The sequence below is a fragment of the Nitrincola sp. A-D6 genome (assembly GCF_000764495.1).
Classification (GTDB): domain Bacteria; phylum Pseudomonadota; class Gammaproteobacteria; order Pseudomonadales; family Balneatricaceae; genus Nitrincola.
In genome coordinates this window covers 1-20,907 of the sequence record NZ_JRLB01000001.1, presented here as the reverse complement: position 1 = coordinate 20,907, position 20,907 = coordinate 1, and the positions used below count along the sequence as shown (strand labels likewise).

The 20,907-nt window shown below is 50.1% G+C and carries 18 protein-coding genes and 3 pseudogenes; 2 read left to right on the top strand and 19 right to left on the bottom strand.

The window, feature by feature from the left end:
• Positions 1 to 17: 17 nt before the first annotated feature.
• From LH51_RS00080 to LH51_RS18570, 12 genes are all read right to left on the bottom strand, one after another.
• A complete protein-coding gene (locus LH51_RS00080) occupies positions 18 to 539 on the bottom strand; it encodes a TetR family transcriptional regulator C-terminal domain-containing protein (RefSeq protein WP_235263336.1) in 522 nt (173 codons plus the stop codon).
• 283 nt (positions 540 to 822) lie between these two features.
• On the bottom strand, positions 823 to 1,041 hold the full coding sequence (locus LH51_RS23800) for a hypothetical protein (RefSeq protein ID WP_327123817.1): 219 nt from the start codon (positions 1,039 to 1,041) through the stop codon (positions 823 to 825).
• Positions 1,042 to 1,074: 33 nt separating this feature from the next.
• Entirely contained in the window at positions 1,075 to 2,010 is a 936-nt protein-coding gene (locus tag LH51_RS00075) for an 8-oxoguanine deaminase (RefSeq protein WP_327123815.1), read from the bottom strand.
• Complete coding sequence (locus LH51_RS23795) at positions 1,995 to 2,183, bottom strand: hypothetical protein (RefSeq protein WP_327123813.1); 189 nt, start codon at positions 2,181 to 2,183, stop codon at positions 1,995 to 1,997. Before LH51_RS23795 ends, LH51_RS00075 begins: the two co-directional genes overlap by 16 nt.
• A 10-nt stretch (positions 2,184 to 2,193) precedes the next feature.
• Positions 2,194 to 3,573, bottom strand: a complete 1,380-nt coding sequence (locus LH51_RS00070) for a uracil-xanthine permease family protein (protein ID WP_036518562.1) — start codon at positions 3,571 to 3,573, stop codon at positions 2,194 to 2,196.
• A 15-nt stretch (positions 3,574 to 3,588) separates the two neighbouring features.
• Entirely contained in the window at positions 3,589 to 4,449 is an 861-nt protein-coding gene (locus LH51_RS00065) for an outer membrane protein OmpK (RefSeq protein ID WP_052063294.1), read from the bottom strand.
• A gap of 317 nt (positions 4,450 to 4,766) precedes the next feature.
• Entirely contained in the window at positions 4,767 to 5,549 is a 783-nt protein-coding gene (locus tag LH51_RS00060; RefSeq protein ID WP_036518558.1) for an ABC transporter permease, read from the bottom strand.
• A 14-nt stretch (positions 5,550 to 5,563) separates the two neighbouring features.
• Positions 5,564 to 6,343 (bottom strand): ABC transporter ATP-binding protein, encoded by a 780-nt coding sequence (locus tag LH51_RS00055; RefSeq protein ID WP_036518555.1) that lies wholly within the window; start codon positions 6,341 to 6,343, stop codon positions 5,564 to 5,566.
• Positions 6,344 to 6,402: 59 nt separating this feature from the next.
• Complete coding sequence (locus LH51_RS23225; protein ID WP_268746494.1) at positions 6,403 to 6,807, bottom strand: ABC transporter substrate-binding protein; 405 nt, start codon at positions 6,805 to 6,807, stop codon at positions 6,403 to 6,405.
• Complete coding sequence (locus LH51_RS23220; RefSeq protein ID WP_268746493.1) at positions 6,807 to 7,451, bottom strand: ABC transporter substrate-binding protein; 645 nt, start codon at positions 7,449 to 7,451, stop codon at positions 6,807 to 6,809. Before LH51_RS23220 ends, LH51_RS23225 begins: the two co-directional genes overlap by 1 nt.
• A 251-nt stretch (positions 7,452 to 7,702) precedes the next feature.
• Positions 7,703 to 9,004: a diguanylate cyclase domain-containing protein gene (locus LH51_RS00045; protein WP_052063293.1), complete on the bottom strand. Its 1,302-nt coding sequence runs from the start codon at positions 9,002 to 9,004 to the stop codon at positions 7,703 to 7,705.
• Positions 8,997 to 11,123, bottom strand: a complete 2,127-nt coding sequence (locus LH51_RS18570) for an ATP-binding protein (RefSeq protein WP_160173656.1) — start codon at positions 11,121 to 11,123, stop codon at positions 8,997 to 8,999. Before LH51_RS18570 ends, LH51_RS00045 begins: the two co-directional genes overlap by 8 nt.
• Positions 11,124 to 11,232: 109 nt before the next feature.
• Here LH51_RS18570 and LH51_RS20990 point away from each other — a divergent pair, with 109 nt between their 5' ends.
• Complete coding sequence (locus LH51_RS20990) at positions 11,233 to 11,541, top strand: cytochrome b/b6 domain-containing protein (RefSeq protein WP_052063291.1); 309 nt, start codon at positions 11,233 to 11,235, stop codon at positions 11,539 to 11,541.
• Complete coding sequence (locus LH51_RS20985) at positions 11,541 to 11,912, top strand: cytochrome b/b6 domain-containing protein (RefSeq protein ID WP_052063290.1); 372 nt, start codon at positions 11,541 to 11,543, stop codon at positions 11,910 to 11,912. The genes LH51_RS20990 and LH51_RS20985 overlap by 1 nt, the downstream gene beginning before the upstream one ends.
• Here the strand turns inward: LH51_RS20985 and LH51_RS23215 are convergent.
• The 7 genes and pseudogenes from LH51_RS23215 to LH51_RS00005 form a co-directional block, all read right to left on the bottom strand.
• Complete coding sequence (locus tag LH51_RS23215) at positions 11,909 to 13,594, bottom strand: efflux RND transporter permease subunit (protein ID WP_200881803.1); 1,686 nt, start codon at positions 13,592 to 13,594, stop codon at positions 11,909 to 11,911. The two genes, LH51_RS20985 and LH51_RS23215, sit on opposite strands and share 4 nt — an antisense overlap.
• Positions 13,539 to 14,971 (bottom strand): annotated as a pseudogene (locus LH51_RS23210) (efflux RND transporter permease subunit). Before LH51_RS23210 ends, LH51_RS23215 begins: the two are co-directional and overlap by 56 nt.
• Before the next feature lie 88 nt (positions 14,972 to 15,059).
• Positions 15,060 to 16,115, bottom strand: a complete 1,056-nt coding sequence (locus LH51_RS00025) for an efflux RND transporter periplasmic adaptor subunit (protein WP_036518552.1) — start codon at positions 16,113 to 16,115, stop codon at positions 15,060 to 15,062.
• Between the two features lie 215 nt (positions 16,116 to 16,330).
• Positions 16,331 to 17,078, bottom strand: a pseudogene (locus tag LH51_RS00020) (amino acid ABC transporter ATP-binding protein).
• A 15-nt stretch (positions 17,079 to 17,093) separates the two neighbouring features.
• A complete protein-coding gene (locus tag LH51_RS00015; RefSeq protein ID WP_036518549.1) occupies positions 17,094 to 18,188 on the bottom strand; it encodes an amino acid ABC transporter permease in 1,095 nt (364 codons plus the stop codon).
• A 1-nt stretch (position 18,189) separates the two neighbouring features.
• Entirely contained in the window at positions 18,190 to 19,368 is a 1,179-nt protein-coding gene (locus tag LH51_RS00010) for an amino acid ABC transporter permease (RefSeq protein ID WP_036518546.1), read from the bottom strand.
• A gap of 112 nt (positions 19,369 to 19,480) precedes the next feature.
• Positions 19,481 to 20,493 (bottom strand): annotated as a pseudogene (locus LH51_RS00005) (amino acid ABC transporter substrate-binding protein).
• Between the last annotated feature and the right edge of the window lie 414 nt (positions 20,494 to 20,907).

The window sequence follows — 20,907 nt, the reverse complement described above, 5'->3', positions numbered from 1 at the left end:
GAGAAGAGACTGTGGTGTTATTTAATAACGCCGCAGCCTTTCAATATCACATGGATCAAGGTTTCAGTTGCCGCATCATAGTCTGCGTCATCCGGCGTCTGTTTATTTAATGCGGCTGATATTTGCACAGAAAAGTCTGAGTAATGCTGTGTGGTTGACCAGATCATAAACAACAGATGTTCCGGTGTGATCGCATCAATTTTGCCCTGCTCTATCCACTTTCTGAACACCGCAACGCGGCCTTCAAACCAGACATGATAGTCATCACTGAAATAGGCCTTCATATTACTTGCACCGCTAATAATCTCAGCGGCAAAAATTCGGGACGCTAAACTATACTCGCGGGCAAACGCGATTTTCTGACGAATGTATTCAGGCAACACCTTTGCGGGATCATCATCCTCGGTGAAGTCACTCAGACTTGCATCCCAAATATCAATAATATTACTTAAGACGGCAACATAAAGGCCCATTTTGTTCTTAAAGTAATAATGAATATTAGCCTTGGGAAGCCCGGCCCGTTGAGCAATCGCATTCATGCTGGCGCAGCATACCCCCTTTCTGCAAACTCAACCTCAGCGGCACGAATTATCAGCGTTTCATTTTGCTTACGAATTCTACCGACCGGTTTGTCGTGTTGATGGGATTCAATATTGAATAGCAAAAGGCTGCTCTCCGGAAGGGCTGGTGTGGCTCTATAGGCCCGGCAGTATAATACACCTGAGGCTAATATTGAACTTTGGTGCCGGGAAGGATCACACCAACTTTACCGCCTGACCAGTTGACCAGAGGCAGAGGGACCTTGTGCCTGGCCGGATATTTTTATAGTCGCCGCACCAAACGCTCAGCCTGTTGCTGATGCTCTCCACGTAGCCGAGCTTCATCCGTATTCACCAAGGTCGCGTTTTCAACCAGCCACCTGCCAGCCACCATCACTCGATCCGCCCGCTGTGCCCCACATAACACCAACGCCGCCAAAGGATCATGGCTACCGGAAAAGCGCAACTCATCCAAACGAAACAACGCCAGGTCAGCTTGCATACCTGCCTCGACGAACCCCCAAATCCTGGCGCCCTAACAATCGTGCCGAGCCTGGGTTGCCCAGCCTAGCGCATCCTTGTGAGAAACCGCCTCAGCACCGTATTTAAGACGCTGCAGATACATCGCCTGCCGAACTTCCATCATCAGGTTGGAGCAATCGTTGGATGCTGAGCCATCCACACCGAGCCCTACGGGCACACCCGCCGCTTCCAGATCTTTCACTGGACAGATACCGGAAGCCAACACCATGTTTGAAGAAGGACAATGACAAATTCCTGTTTTAGCTTTCCCCAGACGTTGTATTTCCTCCGGATTGAAATGTATACCGTGGGCCAACCAGGTATGATCAGATAACCAGCCAACATGCTCAAGATAGTCCACAGTACGCATGCCGAAATGCTGCAGACAAAAAGCCTCTTCATCCAGCGTTTCGGCAAGGTGCGTGTGCAACCTGACAGCATACTGTTGGGCCAGTTTCGCAGACTCACTCATCAACTCACTGGTTACCGAAAAGGGTGAGCAGGGCGCAAGAGCAATTTGCCGTTTTGAGCCCACAGCCGGGTCGTGAAAGCGTTTGATCAATCGGAGGCTGTCTTCCAGAATCTGCGTTTCCTGCTGCACCACACTTTGTGGCGGTAGCCCTCCATCGGCAACGCCAAGACTCATGGAACCTCTCGTTAGTGTGACTCTCATGCCTGATTGTGCAGCGGCATCCACTTGTATATCTATGGCATGGGTTAGTTGATCAGGAAATACATAGTGATGGTCAGCGGCCGTGGTACACCCGGATAGCAGCAACTCAGACAGGGCCAACTCCGTCGCCGTAAATAACATCGACTCATCCAGCCCGGCCCAGATTGGATAGAGTGTCTTCAGCCAGGGAAACAAAGGTTTATTCAGCGCCGCAGGCAATGCACGTGTCAGCGTCTGGTAAAAATGATGGTGTGTGTTGATCAAGCCAGGCAGCACAACATGCTGCCTGGCATCAAATACCGACTCACAGGCAAGTTAGGCCGCTCACCTAAAGCCAATACCTCGTGGATCACTCCCTGAACCATATCGACTACCAGTCCACCTGCGCCATCAGCATGGGTATTGGTATGTATTGCCAGCGGCTGTTTAATCCACATAAGTCGGGTCATGCTGTTATTCTCATGTCACGTTGGCTGAAGGCTGCTCTAGCTCCGGTTCAGGGGTCGTTTCAGTAGCCGGCGTTTCTTCAGGCAAAATCAAACTCAACACTATGGCAGTCAAACCACCCGAGGTCACTGATGATCCGAAAATATTGCGTACCATATCCGGCATTTCTGCCAACAGGTCCGGCGTCATCGAAACACCCAGGCCGATGCCAAAAGAAGCGGCCATAATCAGTAAACTGCGACGATCCAGGGTTGCGTTTGCCAGAATTTTAACCCCGGCAGCGGCTACTGTTCCAAACATCACCAGGGTTGCTCCACCCAGAACCGGCTTGGGAATCTGTTGCAGTACCGCACCAATGATAGGAAACAGGCCTAAAATCATCAAAATGACGGCCACATAGTAACCAATATGACGACTGGCCACACCGGTCAACTGAATAACACCATTATTCTGGCTGAAGGTGGTATTGGGAAAGGTATGAAACACAGCCGCAATCATGGAGTTAATACCATCCGCCAATACCCCGCCACGAATACGCTTAACATACTCTTCCCCCTTAATCGGCTGCTTGGAGATGATGCAGTTGGCGGTAATATCGCCACTGGTTTCGATAGCCGTCACCAGATAGATTAACGCCACCGGAAAAAATGCACCAAAATCAAACGCAAAACCGTATTGAAAGGGGATAGGGATAGTCAACAGACTCACATCGGACAGATGTGCAAAGCTGATCTGCCCCATAACGGCGGCAATTAAGTACCCGGCAACCAGGCCTATGACAATCGAAGACAGTCTGATCCAGGGGTTAGAAGATCGATTCAGCATAATGATGGTAACCAGTACAAAGCCACCTAATGCCAGGTTGGCAACACTGCCAAAGTCCGATGCGTTAACCCCTCCGGCAAGATCGGTCATGCCCACACGAATCAGGCTGATGCCGATAATGGTAATAACAATACCGGTTACCAGAGGCGTCAGAATACGCTTGAGTTTGTGCAAAATCTGACTGATAAAAATCTCAATAAATGCACCCAAAAAACACACCCCGGTAATCAAGGCCAGAATCTCTTCTGGCCCACCACCTTTACCCTTGGCGATAAATCCAGCCGCCAGTATGGCGCTTAAAAAGGCAAAACTGGTACCTTGAACACAAATCATCCCGGCACCGATTCCCCAGGCACGTCGCGCCTGGATAAAAGTGCCCACACCGGAGACAAACAAGGCCATACTGATCAGGTAAGGTAGATGCTCACCCAGGCCCAACACCCCGCCGATGATTAAGGTTGGTGTGATAATGCCAACAAAGCTGGCAAGTACATGTTGAATGGCCGCGAAGGTTGAGGCTTTGACTCCTGGCCTTGAGTCAAGCGGATAGAGTAAATCACTGTTCATATCAGTACCCTCTTTTTAGAAGTGCCACTGGGCATTGAGTGTCCAGGCATCTGTATCTATGCCAGGTCCACTGGGATTACCAAACTTATTGCGCCAGTACTCGTAACCCACACCCACACGCAAGGTATTATCACGACCCAACACATAGCGCCCGACATCTAGCATCAAGGCTGGCCGAATCAATGTTTCCGGTTTGGTTTCATTACCGAAGTTGTTATCGCCCTTGCTGGTGATGAAGTTTGCAAAACCCTGAAAGCGCAAAGGTGCTCCACCTATTTCGAAGGGAATACCCCAGGCAATATTCATCAAATAATAGGGATCAAAGTCGATATCATTGGTATTTCCAGCTGCACCACAGGCAGGCAAACCGCAGTGGTTTGTTTCATAGGCAGCCAACAGGCTCACATCTAAAAACCCAGGGACATCCATTTTAAAAGTCGGGCCAACCACAAACATGCGCTTTCTGGGCGCGAAGGTTGTATTTTTAGTGTTCAAATCAAACCCAGCCGTTAGGCTGACATCTTTAACCGGACCGAAACTCAGGTCAGCATCCAGTAATTTACTGATATAGAGTTGATGCCGGTAGGTGAGGTAAAACTCGGTGGCGCCTGAGTCACTACCTGAAGCTGAATCCTTCTTATCTGACTGCAGCATATCCAGATTAAAAAAGTTCTGGCCATAGTCATAGCCGCTGGCATGACCCAGGGTCAGTACATGTTTTCTAATCTCATTGGTGTTTCCAGGCTCGGTAAACTCTGTACCATAGCGATACCCGATAAAAGTATCAGACCAATTAAAGGCCTGCGCCTGCCCGCTTACGACCCCTGCCGTTAAAGCCATCGCTGAAACAGCTAACAGTTTATTTGCCTTTTTCATTTATTAACCTCTCTGCTCACCCAAAAAAAGTTGACTACCTAGTCAGGTTTTTAAAAGCAGAAATCATGCCAAACAATAGATACAAGCAACAGAATGAATAAAAACCACTCCTCCAGCGGCTGGCGAAGAGTTAGAAATACATTATAAACTTATGAAATATATAGATATTAAGAATGCCATGGATTACTGAAAAAAAGGCAGGCAGTAAGCCATTACGCCGTAAGATGCCAAGGAGCTAGCACCATAATGGGGAGAACTTGCGCTATCTGTGTGCAAATTGAGTACCGGATCAAACACTGCACCCGGTACCCGGTCATTTACATGGCGGCACTGTTACTGCCACGATTAGCCCAGCGTGTGAAACGCTTTTCCATCCAGGCAAAGATTTCGTACATGACGACACCCATGACACCAATCACGATCAAACCAGCAAAGACCAGCGCCATATCCATGGATGAACTGGCGGCCATCATCAAGTAACCTATGCCCATATTCGACGCCACCGTTTCAGAGATAACCGAACCGACAAACGCCAGGGTAATGGCCACTTTCAGTGAAGCGAAGAAATACGGCAAGGCTCTTGGCAGACCCACCTTGCGCAGAATATCCAATTTAGAGGCTCCCAGTGAGCGCATCACATCCTCAAGCTCCGGCTCCAGCGTTGCCAGGCCTGTGGCCACATTCACCAGCACAGGAAAGAAAGAGATTAAAAATGCCGTCAGTATTGCGGGAACGGTACCTATACCAAACCACACCACCAGCACGGGCACAAAAGCTACCTTAGGTATGCTGTTAAAGCCAACCAAAAGCGGATAAAGTGCTTTATACACAATTGGATAAGTTCCCACAGCCACACCCAGAACTACCCCAACCACCACCGCTATAGCAAAACCAACCAGTGTGGTGAAGAAGGTTTGCCAGGCATGCATCATGATGGGCTCCCAGCGTGCCACACCCGCATCCCACACAGCCGTAGGTGCCGGAAACAGGTATTCTGGTACATTCAGCCCAACACAGATAATTTCCCATAATAACAGCAGGACCAGTATCAACATCCAGCTGGCATTCTTGATCATGAACTTGCGACGATTAAATGCCATACAGGCCTCCGTTATCAGGTCTTGCGTATCGAACCTATATGGTCACGTAATTCATGTACCTGAGACGCAAAGCTCTCAGTATAAGTATCTTCCAATGAGCGCGGACGCGGCAGGTCCACTTCACGCCGGGCCATTATCTTCCCTGGCCCCTTGCTCATGACATAGACGGTATCTGCCAGAAAGACCGCTTCACGCAGATCATGCGTCACCAGTACGACGGTAAAGGGTTCCTCTTGCCAGAGTGACTGCAACATGCACCAGAGCTCTTCCCGGGTAAAGGCATCCAGCGCACCAAAGGGCTCATCCAGCATCAACAGTTCCGGCTTGTGAATCAGCGCACGGCAGATGGATGCCCGCTGCTGCATACCCCCCGAAAGCTCCCAGGGATACTTGTCTTCCCAACCCTTCAGGCCGACACGTTCCAGCAGAGCCCGCGCCATCTCTTCAAAGGACTTACGCTGGCGGCGCAACTGTGAGCGGTAAGGCTGCACAATTTCCAGTGGCAACATGACGTTTTGTAAGGTGGTGCGCCAAGGTAATAGATTGGATGCCTGAAACGCCATACCAATACACTTTTGTGGCCCGACAACCTGACGGCCATCCAGATACACATAACCGGAAGTGGGTTCAGAGAGTCCTGAAACCAGCTTCATCAGCGTTGATTTACCACAACCGGAAGGCCCTACTACGGCGATAAACTCATTCTTTTTCACAGAGAGTGAAACATCCTGGATCGCCAACGGCCCACCCTCATCATAGGCCAGACTCACCTTTTCAAAGGTTACAAACTCCATAGAGCATCCTCAACAACACGGCGGGACTTGCCCGGCTCAAGGCCGGGCAAGTGAATTAATCAACGAGGAACAGCACGACTGCTCTGCTCTGGTAAAAGAGAGGCATTAAATAATTTGGCAGCCTCCGGTGTGGACTCCAGCCCAAAGGAGCTGACGGCTTCAGCAATGGACTGCTCCAGGCGCTCAAGGGTCACGGCTCCCAGCCCTTCAGCCAGGGTTTCTTCGGTGATGACCTGTGCATCAAGAGCGAGTTTAAGTCGGCGCAACTCCAGGGCTTCATCGACCAGGCCATCCCGACTGGAAACGTGTTTTACAGCTGCCTCAGGGTCCTGAATCGTTTCGATCAGCGCCTTATTGAAAGCCCGATTGAAACCAGCAACCGCCTCTGGGTTTTCGGCCAACAACGCCTCACTGGCGATAATCGCGTTGCCATAGAGTTCAACACCAAACTCTGAATAAGGCATCACGGTAATCTCATCCAGGGCAAGCCACGCGCTTCCAGGTTCAACAAACTGGTAAAGTAAAACCCGGTTATACCATCAACCTGACGACGTGCGAGTAAGGTCTCACGGATCGCCGGATCAACACTTTGCCAGGATACAGAATCAACGGCTAAACCATTGTGTGCAGCAAAGGCGGGCCAGGCCTTGCGACCTGCATCAAAAACCGGCGCCGCCAGGGTTTTGCCTGCCAAGTCAGCCGGGGTATCAATACCTGACTCTTTCAGGGTAAACACAGCGGCCGGTGTGTGGTTGTAAAGCATATACACCGCTTGCATGCCTGCATCCGGGTTAGCCGCACTGTATTCCACCAAGGCGCTAAAGTCTGCCAGACCCATATCATAGGCGCCCGTAGCTACCCGGGTGACCGCACCCGCTGAGCCATTACCTGAGTCGATGGTAACGCTAAGACCTTCTTCAGCGAAATACCCCTTGTCCAGCGCCATTAGAAAAGGCGCCGAGGGCCCTTCAAAACGCCAGTCCAGGGTAAAATTGATCGGGGTAGACGCCTGTACATCGGTTGCGATCAGTGGCTGTAAGCTCAAACAAGCGGCCACTGTGCAAAGGGTTGCGAGCTTTTTAAGCGTAAAACGTTTGCCTGCATTCATAAAGTCATCCTTCAGCCTGATGTAAACAAATGCTTATCCTATAGAAGGGCATAGTCCACTGTGGGGCAGTAAAATAGTTAACAGGTGGCCAGCAGAACAGGTATTTTTTAACACAACAGCAAAAACTGACCAGTTAGTCAGAATTACAGCAATCCGTATGCCAGCTTTTCGTGTGCTTAGCGCCTATCTCTGGACAGTTATTGCACTAAAATAAAGCATAGCAGCTAAAACACGTTCTAAAGAGTGCAGATCTAGCTTTCTGTTGCGTAAACACAAATACCCTGGCCCAAGCGTTTGGCTTGATACATGGCCTCATCAGCCGCTTTTACCAGATAATGCGCATCCTGGGCATGAGCGGGGCAACAGGAAATGCCAATACTGGCACTGATGTTAACGGTTCCCTGAGGCAGGCTCACGGGTAATTGCAGTGACTGTTGTATCTTTTCAGCTACGGCAAAGGCTATTTCCGCATCATCACAATAACCGGCAATGACGGCGAACTCATCACCAGACAAGCGTGCCACGGTATCAGACTGGCGTACCACACTCTGAATCCGTCTGGCCACTTCCACAAGAACCTGATCGCCCGCAGCATGGCCCAGGGTGTCATTGACGGGTTTAAATGCATCCAGGTCGATATACATCAGTGCAAACGCGGTTGCATAACGCTCCGCGGCTGTGATGGCCTGATTTAGCCGATCATAGAACAGTGTTCTGTTCGGCAGACCAGTTAAACCGTCATGTGTAGCTTGGTAAGCCAGTGCCTCCTGAGCTTTTTTTCGCTCGGTAATATCCTCAAAAACCATCACATAACCAGAAATATACCCATCAGAGGTATATACGGCATGCGCACGCATGGACAATACACGATCCATAGAGTCGGCTTTATGGCAATGCAGCTCATCCGCACAGGCACCTTTATCTTGAAGCTCCTGCAGCAGCAAATCCCAACTACCTAGCACTTGAAACTCACAAGGCAGGCTGTGAGGTGTTTGCCCAACAGCGTTAGTCTGCTGCATGCCAGTCAGACGCAAAAAGGCTGGATTATACTGGTGGATCAAAAACTGCCGATCAAGCATCATAATACCGGTATCGGTAATATTAAAAACTGCTTCAGATAATCGCGCGGTCTGATCCCGTTCATGGCGAACGATAGCGTAGCGCAGAGCTTTCCGCAGTGCCCGGCCATCGGTGCCTTTGACCAGATAATCCTGCGCACCAGACCTCAGTGCTGTCTGTATCCAACGGGTATCATCAATACCGGTCAGTACGACGATAGGAATATCCATGCTCTTCTCACGCATGCTCAACAGCGTAACCATCCCCTCGCTATCCGGCAGGTTTAGATCCAGAAGAATCACATCGGGTAAACTGCGGCTCTGATCCAGTAATTGTGTTGCTTCGGCAAGGCTTCCAACTACCTCCAGCGAGAAAGCATCCATACTTTTCTCCTGCAAATACAGGCGTATCAATGCCACATCACCGGGTTCATCTTCTACCAACAACACGTTATGACAGGGTTTTGGCCGTGATTCAGAGTCAGCATCAAGCACGGTTTGATTCCTCAGAAGGTGACCAAGGCAGAGAAAACAGGATACAGGTGCCTTTACCAGGGCCATCTGAACTCGCACGAATTTCGCCGCCGTGACGCTGCACTATTTTCCGACAAACCGATAAACCTATGCCTTCACCGGCATAGCTGGAACGTGGGTTCAGGCGCTGAAACACTTTAAATATACGTTCAATCTGGTCGGCCTCAATTCCAATACCCTGATCACAAACAGAACCTTCCCATACACCATCCAGACAGCGTCCCGTCAGGGTGACCACAGGCGGCGTCTCTGGTTCATGAAACTTGATCGCGTTAGCAATCAGATTCTGCAATAGTCGAACGCCTTCATTGCGACTGATCCATATAGAGGGCCATTCGCCCTCTATATGGATAGTGGCATCATGTTTGCGTACTTCGGGTCCCAGGTAAATTAAAGCTTCATCCAGCAGCGTTTTCAATGAGCAACAGATGGCAGGCTCACCTCCACGACCAACACGGGAATACTCAAGCAATGACAGCAGCATATCATCCAGGCGTTGGCCACCTTCTGTGACATAACTCAGGTATTCACGAATCTCATCGGAACAGTCATCGCCCAGTTTTTTATCAATCACCTGAGAAAAGCTGATAATCATGCGCAGGGGCTGACGTAAATCGTGTGAAGCAATATAGGCAAACTGTTCCAACTCTTCATTCGAAGCCTGCAAGGCTTCAGCTTGGCGTCGTATAGCCTCTTCATGCTGTTTCTGTGCAGTAATATCGTGAACTGAACCTATCAGGCGCTGAGGTTGACCTGTATCATCCAGCTCCAACCGGGCGCGCTCATGTACCCAGCGCACGCTGCCATCCGGCCTGATAATCCGATGCTGTATATCATGTACACCGAGCTGTTCCGCTGCCTTGGCGCTGGCAAAAACGGCTTCACGGTCGTCCGGGTGAACGGCTTCGCTAAAGGACTCCACACTGGGCACAAATGTTTGCGGGTCCTGTCCAAAAATCTCATAGATAATATCCGACCACCAAAGTTCACCGGTCTGTATATAAGCTTCCCAATAACCCAAATGTGCTAACTGCTGTACTTCCTGCAGACGCGCATGATGTAACTTATCTTGCTCAACCACGTATTGATCCAGACGCCGCTGGCGCTGCACCATCCAGCCACAAAATAACAAACTCAGTAACACCAGCAATGCCATGGCGATAAATTTGTAGGTTTCACTGCGTTGAAAGCGATTAATATCGGCCAGTATTGGATCCAGATCCTGCGTCACAACCACCAGCAAAGACCAGTCATCCAGTCTTTGGTAAGCCGTCTGACGCCACTTACCATCAATAGGTGCTAATCCCCTATAGGTATAATTGTCAGGTGGATTGCCCTGCCACTGCATCACTGGCGCAACCATCAGGCCAGGTTGCAGGTCAATTAGCGGCATACGGTAGATCAGCTCACCCTCCAGGGTGATCAAGGCCGTAGTCAACCCGGATTGCCGGGTAATATGCCCCAGCTCTTCAGCCAGTTGGTAGACATCGATTGCGGCAACGATGACCCCTTCAAAGTCACCTTGAGAACTAAGCACTGGCCGACTTAAGGCAATAAACAAACGACTGGGTTCTAAACGAGACATAGCGGGCGCTGAAAGGTAGGCTTGATCAATCTGTTGCTGCTGATGTATGCGAAAATAATCACGATCAGAAATGTCGGGGGCTGGCTGGTCGAAGGTCAATATCTGCATCTGTCCCTGCTTATCCAGCAGAAAATAATCCAGTAACTCTGGCGTTTCCTGCTGTTTGGACAGCATATAGGAACGCAGATCCTCTTCAGCTTCATCTCTTTGTTGCCATAAGCGCCGAAACGTTAGCAAGCTACGGTCAATTTCCTGTAACCGGGCATTGACCAGTTCACGCTGTGTCAGAGAAATTGATTTCACCGATTGCTCGACACGCTCCAGTTGTCTTTGCTCATAAGACTCAGAGGCCGAGCGATGAAACAGGTACAGTGACAGGAGTATCAACACACCCAGCAGCATCAACATCAGATTGACAGCGGTCGATTTTGGCAAGACTTGCGGCGTTTTGGGCATGCGCAAAGAAACTTCTGACTGGCTTAATATAGGGGTCATAATACGCGTTAAGCGAAACGACCACAAATGCGTCTGCCGATTAAACTTTTCACTATGATATAGTGTCAGCCTATATGAACTTGTCTGCATTTAACCTAAGGATAATGGAATGGAAACTTCCGTGAAGGTCTGGGACTGGAGCTTACGCATTTTTCACTGGAGCTTGCCAGTTTTACTATTTTTGTTATGGTTTTCTGCCACTCAAAGCGAGATTTTTGACGCCTTAGAGCATCATATGCTGCTAGCACAGATTCTGTTAGGGCTACTGATCTACCGTGTTATCTGGGGGTTTATCGGCACACCGGCTGCCCGGTTCAGTCGATTTATCACGGGTCCCAAAAGCTGGGGCTGTTATGCTTTGTCTATCCTGCGTCGCCAACCTCAAGCCTATCTCGGGCATAACCCTCTGGGGGGCTGATGGTTTTGATATTACTGGGTGCCTTAAGCTTTCAGTTATTCACCGGGTTATTTACCGATGATGACATACTCTTTTCAGGCCCCCTGGCCAGCTCAGCTGACCAGGATACGGTGCGCTGGATGAGTAGCTGGCACAAGCGTTTTTTTGATTGGATTCTGATTTTGGTCGGACTGCATCTGCTGGCCATTGCTGTGCATAAGTTTTTCGGCGAAGGACTGGTCAAGGCGATGTTTACCGGCCGCAAATCCATCCACGATTCAGCAGTGGATCAGCATAAGCTGCTTCCGGCACCCACAGCCTTTCCCTGGGTGCGCTTTGGCATCACAGTGATCATTGCTGCCACCTGTGTCGGGTTAATTTTCTATCGCTAACCTGCTGCATAAGGCTCAGCCTGACTGAACCGTTGAGCCTTACGTACAGACGGATGCAGATAGGAGTAGATAACCGGCACTAACAGCAGTCCTACCAGCATGGAGAAGCTCAGTCCAAATACAATCGCTACCGCCAGTGGTTGCAGCATTTCTGAACCCTCACCTATCCCTATCGCCAATGGCAACATGCCCGCAACCGTGGTCAGCGTAGTCATCAGAATTGGCCGCAAGCGCAGCCGGGCGGCAGCTATGATCGCTGCGTCCCTGTGCATACCCCGGTCCTGCTGCAGCTCAATATACTCTACGAGGACGATGGCATTATTCACGACTATGCCCGCCAGCATAATCATTCCCAACCAGACCGGCATGGATAAGGGCATACCCAGCAAGGTTAAACCAGCGGCAACACCGATGGCACTGAAAGGCACACTCAGAATAATAACCAATGGATTTCGCAAGGATTCATACTGTACGGCCATCACCACAAACACCAGAAATAATGCCAATAGCAACAGAATCCCGGTGAGCTTCTGACCCTCCTCCAGGGTTTTAGCTGCACCACCATCAAAACGACTGTAACCATCAGGTAAGGACATATCTGCGAGTGCCAACTCGATAGCGTCCAACACCTCAGCCAATGGATAACCATCCACCAGAGAAGCTGAGATCTCCACAATACGCATTTGGCTGTCGCGGAGAATATTCCCCGGAGCCTTGGTCAAATCCACTTCAACCAGATCACCCAGATACAAAGACTGTCGACTATCGGAGCCAGGAAACAGCATCACTGACTCAAGATCCTGCACATCCTGCGCCAGGTGCTCCGGTAGTTTTACGCGGATATCATAGCCACGTCCGCCCTCATAGAAATCGGTTACAACCCGACCTTCCAGGGCCATGATCAGCGCTTCATTGACATCCTGTACATCCACACCCAATGCCGCTGCACGTTGTCGATCCACCTTGAAGTCCAGTTCCAGCACTTCTTCTTCAGATGAATAGCCCAGATTTTGAATACCCGGCAAAGATTCAAGCCGTGTCACCGTTTCGCGTGCCAGGTTATCCAATATCTCCAGCTCAGGCCCCTGTATGCGTACACTGATATCATCATCACTGGTGCTGGTGCGTATTCCACGGATGCCACGCTGACGCATACGTACCTGAATACCCGCCAACTGTTGTTCCGCAATCTGCTGGTTCATGCGGTTAATCCATTGTTGCGAACTGATCTGCCGCTCAGAGAGTGATTTTAACTGCACCGTCATGCTCGCCTGGTTGGCTGCCTCCCGTGAAGCACGCCCCCAGACAAACCCGCCTGATACCACGAACACGCTGTCAACATCAGGATTCTGTCGGGCCAGCTGCTCAACAATCAGCACCCGCCGGTCCATTTCATCCAGGGTAATATCCGGATCACCAATCACACGAAGATCCACCTGCCCATCATCCAGTGTTGGCAGGAAGGTTTGCGCTCCACTGATAAAGGTGGGTGCACTAACCACCAATAATAGAATAAACACCAACGGCACAGGCCAACGAAATTTAAGCACCTTACTGATTAAACTGGCGTAGCCGGACTGCAACGCGGCAATAAAGCGGTCGATCACTTGACGGAAACGACTGGTTTTACTGGTTAACACCCTCGAAGCAAGCGCCGGCACCAGTGTCAGTGCAATCACCATAGAGGCCACAACCGCCGCCGATATAGTAATGATCAGTTCTCTGAACAGCAGCCCTACCAGGCACCCACAAACAGGAAAGGCAAAATCGCTGCCAGATTGGTGGAAGTGGATGCCAGTATCGCACTATTGACCTCAGCAGCGGCATTGGCAGCATCCTCATGACTGGACTCCCCTCACGCTGATGCCGGTAAATATTTTCCAGCATCACGATGGTGTTATCCACCAGCATACCGACACCCAGTGCCAACCCTCCCAGCGTCATTATGTTCAGGGTAAGATTACCCAGCCCCATCAGCACAAAGGTCACCATCACCGCGATAGGAATGGCACTACCGATGATCAGGTTCGCCGCAGATTTCCCAGAAACACATACACCACCGACATCGCCAGCAAGGCACCACTAACCACAGCCAACACGGAGTTATTCAACGCCTGACGCACATAAATCGATTGATCGGTTATCGGGTAGATATCTATATCGGCTGGCAACAAGCCCTGATCACTAAGCCAGCGCATACGCTCCTGCACATAGTTAGCTACTGAAATAGTATTGGCATCCGGCTGGCTCTGAATTGATAGCTGCAGTGCCGGAATACCATTGGCACGGATACGCAGACGCTCATCTTTATGGGTATCCAGAATCTGCGCCACTTCATCCAGTGACACCTGCCCTCCATCAGGCAGTGTAATCGACAGTCCAGCTAGCGCCTCGACACTTTCAAAACGACCACTGATGCGGCCACTAATCTCTTGTTCTTGCGTACGCAAACGCCCGGATGGATCTTCACGATGGTTACGCAGTAACGCCTCAACCAGATCGTCTACATCCAGACCCAGACCAGCCAGCCTGAGCGGATCCGGCAGGATCTGTATTTCACGCTCCAGCCCGCCACCGACTTCGGCTGCGGCAACGCCAGGCAGGTTGATAAACCACTTGGAAAACACATCTTCAACCCAGCTACGCAGTTCAACCGGGCTGCGTAAGCCTGAGCTGATAGCATATTGCATTACCGGTATCTGTGAAGGATCGCGCTTAAATATAGTGGGCTGATCAATTGTATCGGGTAACAAGCGACGCGCCCGATCCAAACGGGTGCTGGCATCTCTCAATGCGGTATCTATATCCTTGCCATAAGGAAAAATCAGGTCAACGCTGCTACGCCCCTGACTGGTACTGGACTGGATATTGATCATATCCTCAGTGATGGCCAACTGCTCTTCAACAAAGCGGGTGATGCGATCTTCCATAACCAGCGCTGGTACCCCTGGATCACTGATACGGACACTGATCTCCGGATAAATCAGCCGAGGTAACAAATCAACAGACAGGCGACTAAGCGAGAATAGCCCTACCACTATGACTGCCAGTGCAATCATCGTCACACCGACCGGATGCTTGATCGACCACCCGGCCAACCCGGTGCCATGGCGCTGCACAGAAGGACTCATGGGGGTTGGTTCCATCTCAGGTTTCCCGCTCAGTTAACGGGATCACAGGCTGAACAGTTTTACCTTCTGCTAAACCCATAAAACCGCGAATAACAATCTGATCACCCGCTTCGAGGCCACTCAATACTTCGATACGGTCAGACACTCGTACACCGGTAACCACCTGACGCTTTTCAATACGCTGCCGGGCATTCATCAGATACACATATTCACCCTGATCATAGCGTAAAGCCGAAAACGGAATCATCATACGTGCTTGCAGACTTGCCGACAGGCTGACACGTGCTAACTGCCCAGGAAGCGCCCCGGCCGGAACAGGATCAGGCTGAATTTCTATCTGTCCACGGCGCGTCAATGGATCAATTTCGGGATAGATGCGGGCAACTTTGCCAGCAAAATCCTGCGGGCCCAGAGCGTCCAAAACGATACTTACTTTGTCACCCAACTGCAGATGGGTGATCACCTGCTCGGACAAGTGTACATCAATCACTAATGACGCCGGATCAATCAAGGTGAGCAGGTGGGTGTTTTTAGCAGCGAAATTGCCTGGTTCAGATAAACGCTCAGTCACCACACCGGAAAAGGGGGCTGAGATACGCGTAAAACCCAGACGCGTTGTTAGTAAAGCCAGTTCAGAGCGTGCAATTTCCAGCTCCGTTTCACGGCGCTGCAGTTCTTCTGTAGAAATCAGATTACGCTGCGACAGTGAGCGCACACGCTCAAGATCACGCTCAGCCCGCTGCAGCTCTGCTCGACTGCGGGCAATCTGCGATCGCAACAGGCTATCATCCAGCGCAATCAGCAGATCGCCCTGGAGAACCTGATCACCGGGATACCAGGGAAAATCAGCAATCTGACCTTCTTCCTGAATAAACACACGATACTTTACACTAGCCCGCAGAGTGCCGGTTCTGACTCTATCCAGCTTCACGGCTTCTTCTGTCACCTGGTGTAACTCTACCAGGTGCGCACGCTCCATACGCGTTGATTGATTACCCTGCACCGACTGTTGGTCACACCCGTGCAACAGCAGAGCACAGAGCAACAAAAACCAGAACTTAGCCAAATGCACGCTATATCTACTCCTTATCATCTGATTGGTTTATTCAATTTACCAGTATAAACCTGAAGTCAGGATTGCAGGTTCAATCCAGCCACGTCTTTACAAATATTAACCTTATACAAGGTAATCTACGCAAGGGACAGGTAATTGGTGCTGTGTAGCAAGAACGGGAGGGGAGGTAGTAACACCTGCTGGCGCAGCAGCTGCCGCGCCAGCATAGTGTGTTAGTGGTCAAGCACCTGACTGAGGAACAGCTTGGTACGCTCTGACTGTGGATTGTTAAAGAAGGATTGGGGTTCATTCTCTTCCACTATCTGCCCGGCATCCATGAAAATAACCCGATCAGCCACTTTCTTGGCAAAGCCATTTCATGGGTTACACAGAGCATTGTCATGCCTTCACCGGCCAACTCCACCATAACATCGAGTACTTCCTTGATCATTTCCGGGTCGAGTGCGGAGGTCGGCTCATCGAATAGCATCACTCTCGGGTTCATACACAGACTGCGGCAATTGCCACACGCTGCTGCTGACCACCAGAAAGCTGCCCTGGGTACTTAAGTGCCTGATCCGGAATTTTAACCCGCTCCAGATAGTTCATTGCTATCTCTTCAGCTTCCTTCTTCGGCATTTTTCGCACCCACATAGGCGCCAGCGTGCAGTTCTGCAATACAGTCAAATGCGGAAACAGGTTAAAGTGTTGAAACACCATCCCCACTTCTTTACGCACCTGGCTGATGTTTTTCAGGTCATTATTGAGCAGTACGCCATCGACAACTATGTCGCCTTCCTGATGCTCCTCAAGATGATTGATACAACGGATCATGGTGGATTTGCCGGAACCTGAAGGCCCGCAGATGACAATTTTCTCCCCCTGTTTCACATGCAGATTAATGTCCTTCAGCACATGAAACTCACCGTACCATTTATTTACGTCTTTCAGGGTAATGATATAGTCTTGTTCGTTCGTCATTGACCAGAACTCCAGTTAATTTCTATGGCCGGTATTGAGGTGATTTTCCAAATAGACACTGTAGCGCGACATGCTGAAGCAAAAGATCCAGAACATGAAGGCTGCAAACAGATAGCCTTCCGCCGGATAGCCCAGCCAGGCAGGATCGGAAAGAGCCTGTTGCACCATACCTAGCACATCCAGCAGGCCGATGATAACTATCAGGCTGGTATCCTTGAACAGTGAAATCAACGTATTCACTATGCCCGGAATCATGATTTTCAGCGCTTGAGGCAGCACCACCAGACTGGTTTTCTGCCAGTAGCTCAGACCCAGTGCATCAGCGCCTTCAAACTGCCCTTTACTCAGTGCCTGCAGACCACCACGGACCACTTCAGCCATATAGGCTGACTGGAACATCACGATACCGATCAAGGCTCGCATGAGCTTGTCAGCATCCGTGCCACCGGCAAAGAACAGCGGCAACATCACTGACGCCATAAACAGAATGGTGATCAAAGGCACACCGCGCCAGAACTCAATAAAAATCACGCAGACCATTTTGATCACAGGCATCTCACTGCGACGCCCCAGTGCCAGCAGAATACCGATCGGGATTGCCACAACTATACCGATCAAGGCCAGTACCAGCGTCAGCATCAACCCACCCCAGCGATGGGTCGAAACAACCTCCAGCCCGAAACCGCCATAGAGCAGCGTGTAGGCCAAAACCGGATAGACAGTCAGCGCAAGAATACCGATAATTTTCTTGAACGGCAGTCGCGGCACAGACATCCAAACCAGAATAGCCAGCAGCAGAATAAAAGCCAGGTTCGGCCGCCAGTAACTATCCTCCGGATAAAAACCATACATAAACAGGTTGAAGCGAACGGTTATAAAAACCCAGCAAGCGCCATCACTGGAACAATCTTCGCGTGAGGTACCAAACCAGTCTGCATTGATAAATGCCCAACTCAGAAAAGGCCCCAGCACAGCCCAAAGTAAATAGGCTGTAAAGATTGTGACCAGGGTGTTGGGCAGGCTTGAAAACAGGTTCTTGCGTAGCCAGCCAACCAGTCCCACTTCAACGAGAGGCGCCGGACGGTCAGCAATAGGCATAAATTTATCCATTTTATCTCTCCACCAGAGCAACACGTTTGTTGAACCAGTTCATAAAGGCCGATACCAGCAAACTGATCGTCAGGTAAACCAGCATGGTCATGGTGATAATTTCTATCGCCTGCCCGGTCTGGTTCAGGGTTGTTCCAGCAAATACCGATACCAGGTCGGGGTAACCGATTGCGGTAGCCAGTGAAGAGTTTTTCGTCAGATTCAAATACTGACTGGTCATGGGGGGAATCATTACACGCATCGCCTGGGGTAGCACTACCAGGTTCATACGGTGTTTTTCTTGCAAACCTAACGCCCTGCAAGCCTCAGTCTGACCGTGCGAAACAGATTCTATACCCGACCTGACAATTTCACCGATATAGGTGCTGGTATAAATGGTTAGTGCAAACCAAAGCGCAACCAGCTCAGGCAGCAACGACATACCGCCAGTAAAATTAAAGCCACGTAGCTCGGGATAATTGAGCCCGATTGGACGTCCAGTGATAAAAAAGCCCAGGATCACAGTCGCCAGCAAAATACCGGCCGAAGCCCAGAATACTGGAAACTGTTGGCCTGTATCGATCATGCGCTTTTTCGCCCAGCGTGACAGGAAAATCACACCGACTATAGCCGCGATGATCAAACCCACATAAAAGGCAAAGCCTGTTTCTGCCATGGGTCTGGGAACGAAAATGCCACGTATATTCAGGAACACAGCTTCGCCCAAAGCCAGGCTGTTTCGTGTACTTGGCAGGGTTTGCAACACCACGTAGTACCAGAAAAAAATCTGTAGCAACAACGGGATGTTACGAAGAATTTCGATGTATACCATCGAGATTTTTCGTAGCAACCAGTTAGGAGAAATACGGCTTACACCGACAAAAACACCCAGGATAGTAGCCGCGACTACACCCAGTGCTGATACCAACAAAGTATTCAGCAAGCCAACAAAAAAGGTACGCCCAAAACTGAAAGTTTCATTATATTCAATCAGTGTTTGCGAGATACCAAACCCAGCCGGTTGCTTCAAAAAGCCAAACCCGGATGATATCCCCCGGACTTCAAGGTTGGTCATAACATTGCCAACAATGTTCATCATAAACCAGAGCAATAACCCAAGTATCACGGCCTGATAAAACAGACTGCGAGCTGTCGGGTTATAGATAAGGCGGGTAAGGCTATTGCGGTTATTTGATTTCATGAAATGTATACGCCTCTGTACACAGCCTGAAAATGTCTGTCAGATACCAGACTCTGAACGGGTTATGGAGTGGATAACCCCATAACCCGGACTGTTCACTCAGAAGTGGACGTTAGCGAACAGGTGGAGCGTATTGCAGACCACCGTCAGTCCAGAGAGCATTCAAGCCACGTTCGATGTTAAGTGGTGAGCCTGTACCTACTGTGCGCTCAAACACTTCACCGTAGTTACCCACCTGCTCAATAACGTTGTAAGCCCAATCGTTGCTTAGCTGCAGCAGTTCACCCATATTGCCGGATGTGCCCAGTAAACGCTGGATGGATGGGTTATCTGAGGCTTTCATCTCTTCAGCATTGGCGCTGGTAACACCCAGCTCTTCAGCATTGAGCTGTGCAGACAAGGTCCATTTCACAATATTGAACCAGACATCATCACCTTGACGAACCACAGGTCCGAGAGGTTCTTTGGAAATAACTTCCGGCAGTACCATCGCACCATCAGGATCAGACAACTGCAGACGCAGCGCGTACAGCTGAGACTGATCTGAAGTCAGAATATCACAACGACCGGCTTCAAAGCCTGAGCCGTTTGATCGGCTGTATCATAGAGTACTGGCTCATAACTCATGCCTTTAAAGCGAAAGTAATCTGCCAGATTCAGCTCGGTGGTGGTACCGGAAGAGATACACACTGACGCACCATCCAGCTCAAGTGCACTGCTGACACCCAGATCTTTTTTGACCAGGAAACCCTGACCATCATAGTAGGTGACACCAGCGAAGTTCAGACCGAGAGAGGCATCACGAGTGAGTGTCCAGGTAGTGTTACGTGAGAGCATGTCGATTTCACCTGACTGCAGAGCAGTGAAACGCTCTGTCGCTGTCAGTGATACAAAATTGACTTTTTCGGCATCACCGAGCACAGCCGCAGCAACCGCACGGCAGAAATCGGCATCAATACCCTGCCAACGACCATCGCTGTCAGTTGCTGAAAAGCCTGGCAAGCCATCACTGACACCACACTGCACCGCACCACGTTCTTTAACTGTGTCCAGGGTACTTGCATTTACGCTAGCCGCTGCCGTCACTGCCAATGCAGCGCCAACGAATGTTGCAATCTTCTTCATGTAGTTTCTCCCATGAATGTTGTTTTTTGTTTTACGCAACCTATGAAACGTAGTTACGCATCAACGCACGGGAGAGACTGCAATTTCTGAGCCAGCAAAAGGTTTTTGCCAGCAGACACAGATAAATCCGAGCGTTTAACGCGCTTCTACTTATTAAAAGGCTATAGCCTTGATAAAACTTAGCTTAGAACGCCCCAAAAATACACAAAAAACTGTGTAAATGTTCAATTTTAGTGCAAAAGAGAGTTGTTTTATTTTAGGAGCCTGGTCTGTGGGAGCCCGGTCTCCGGGCGATTCGGTTCGCTCGCGGAGCGAGCTCCCACAAGAGGGCATGTTTTGGGTTTATTCGCTCGCGGAGCGAGCTCCTACAGGGGGGGGTATATTTGGGGCTTATTCGCTCGCGGAGCGAGCTCC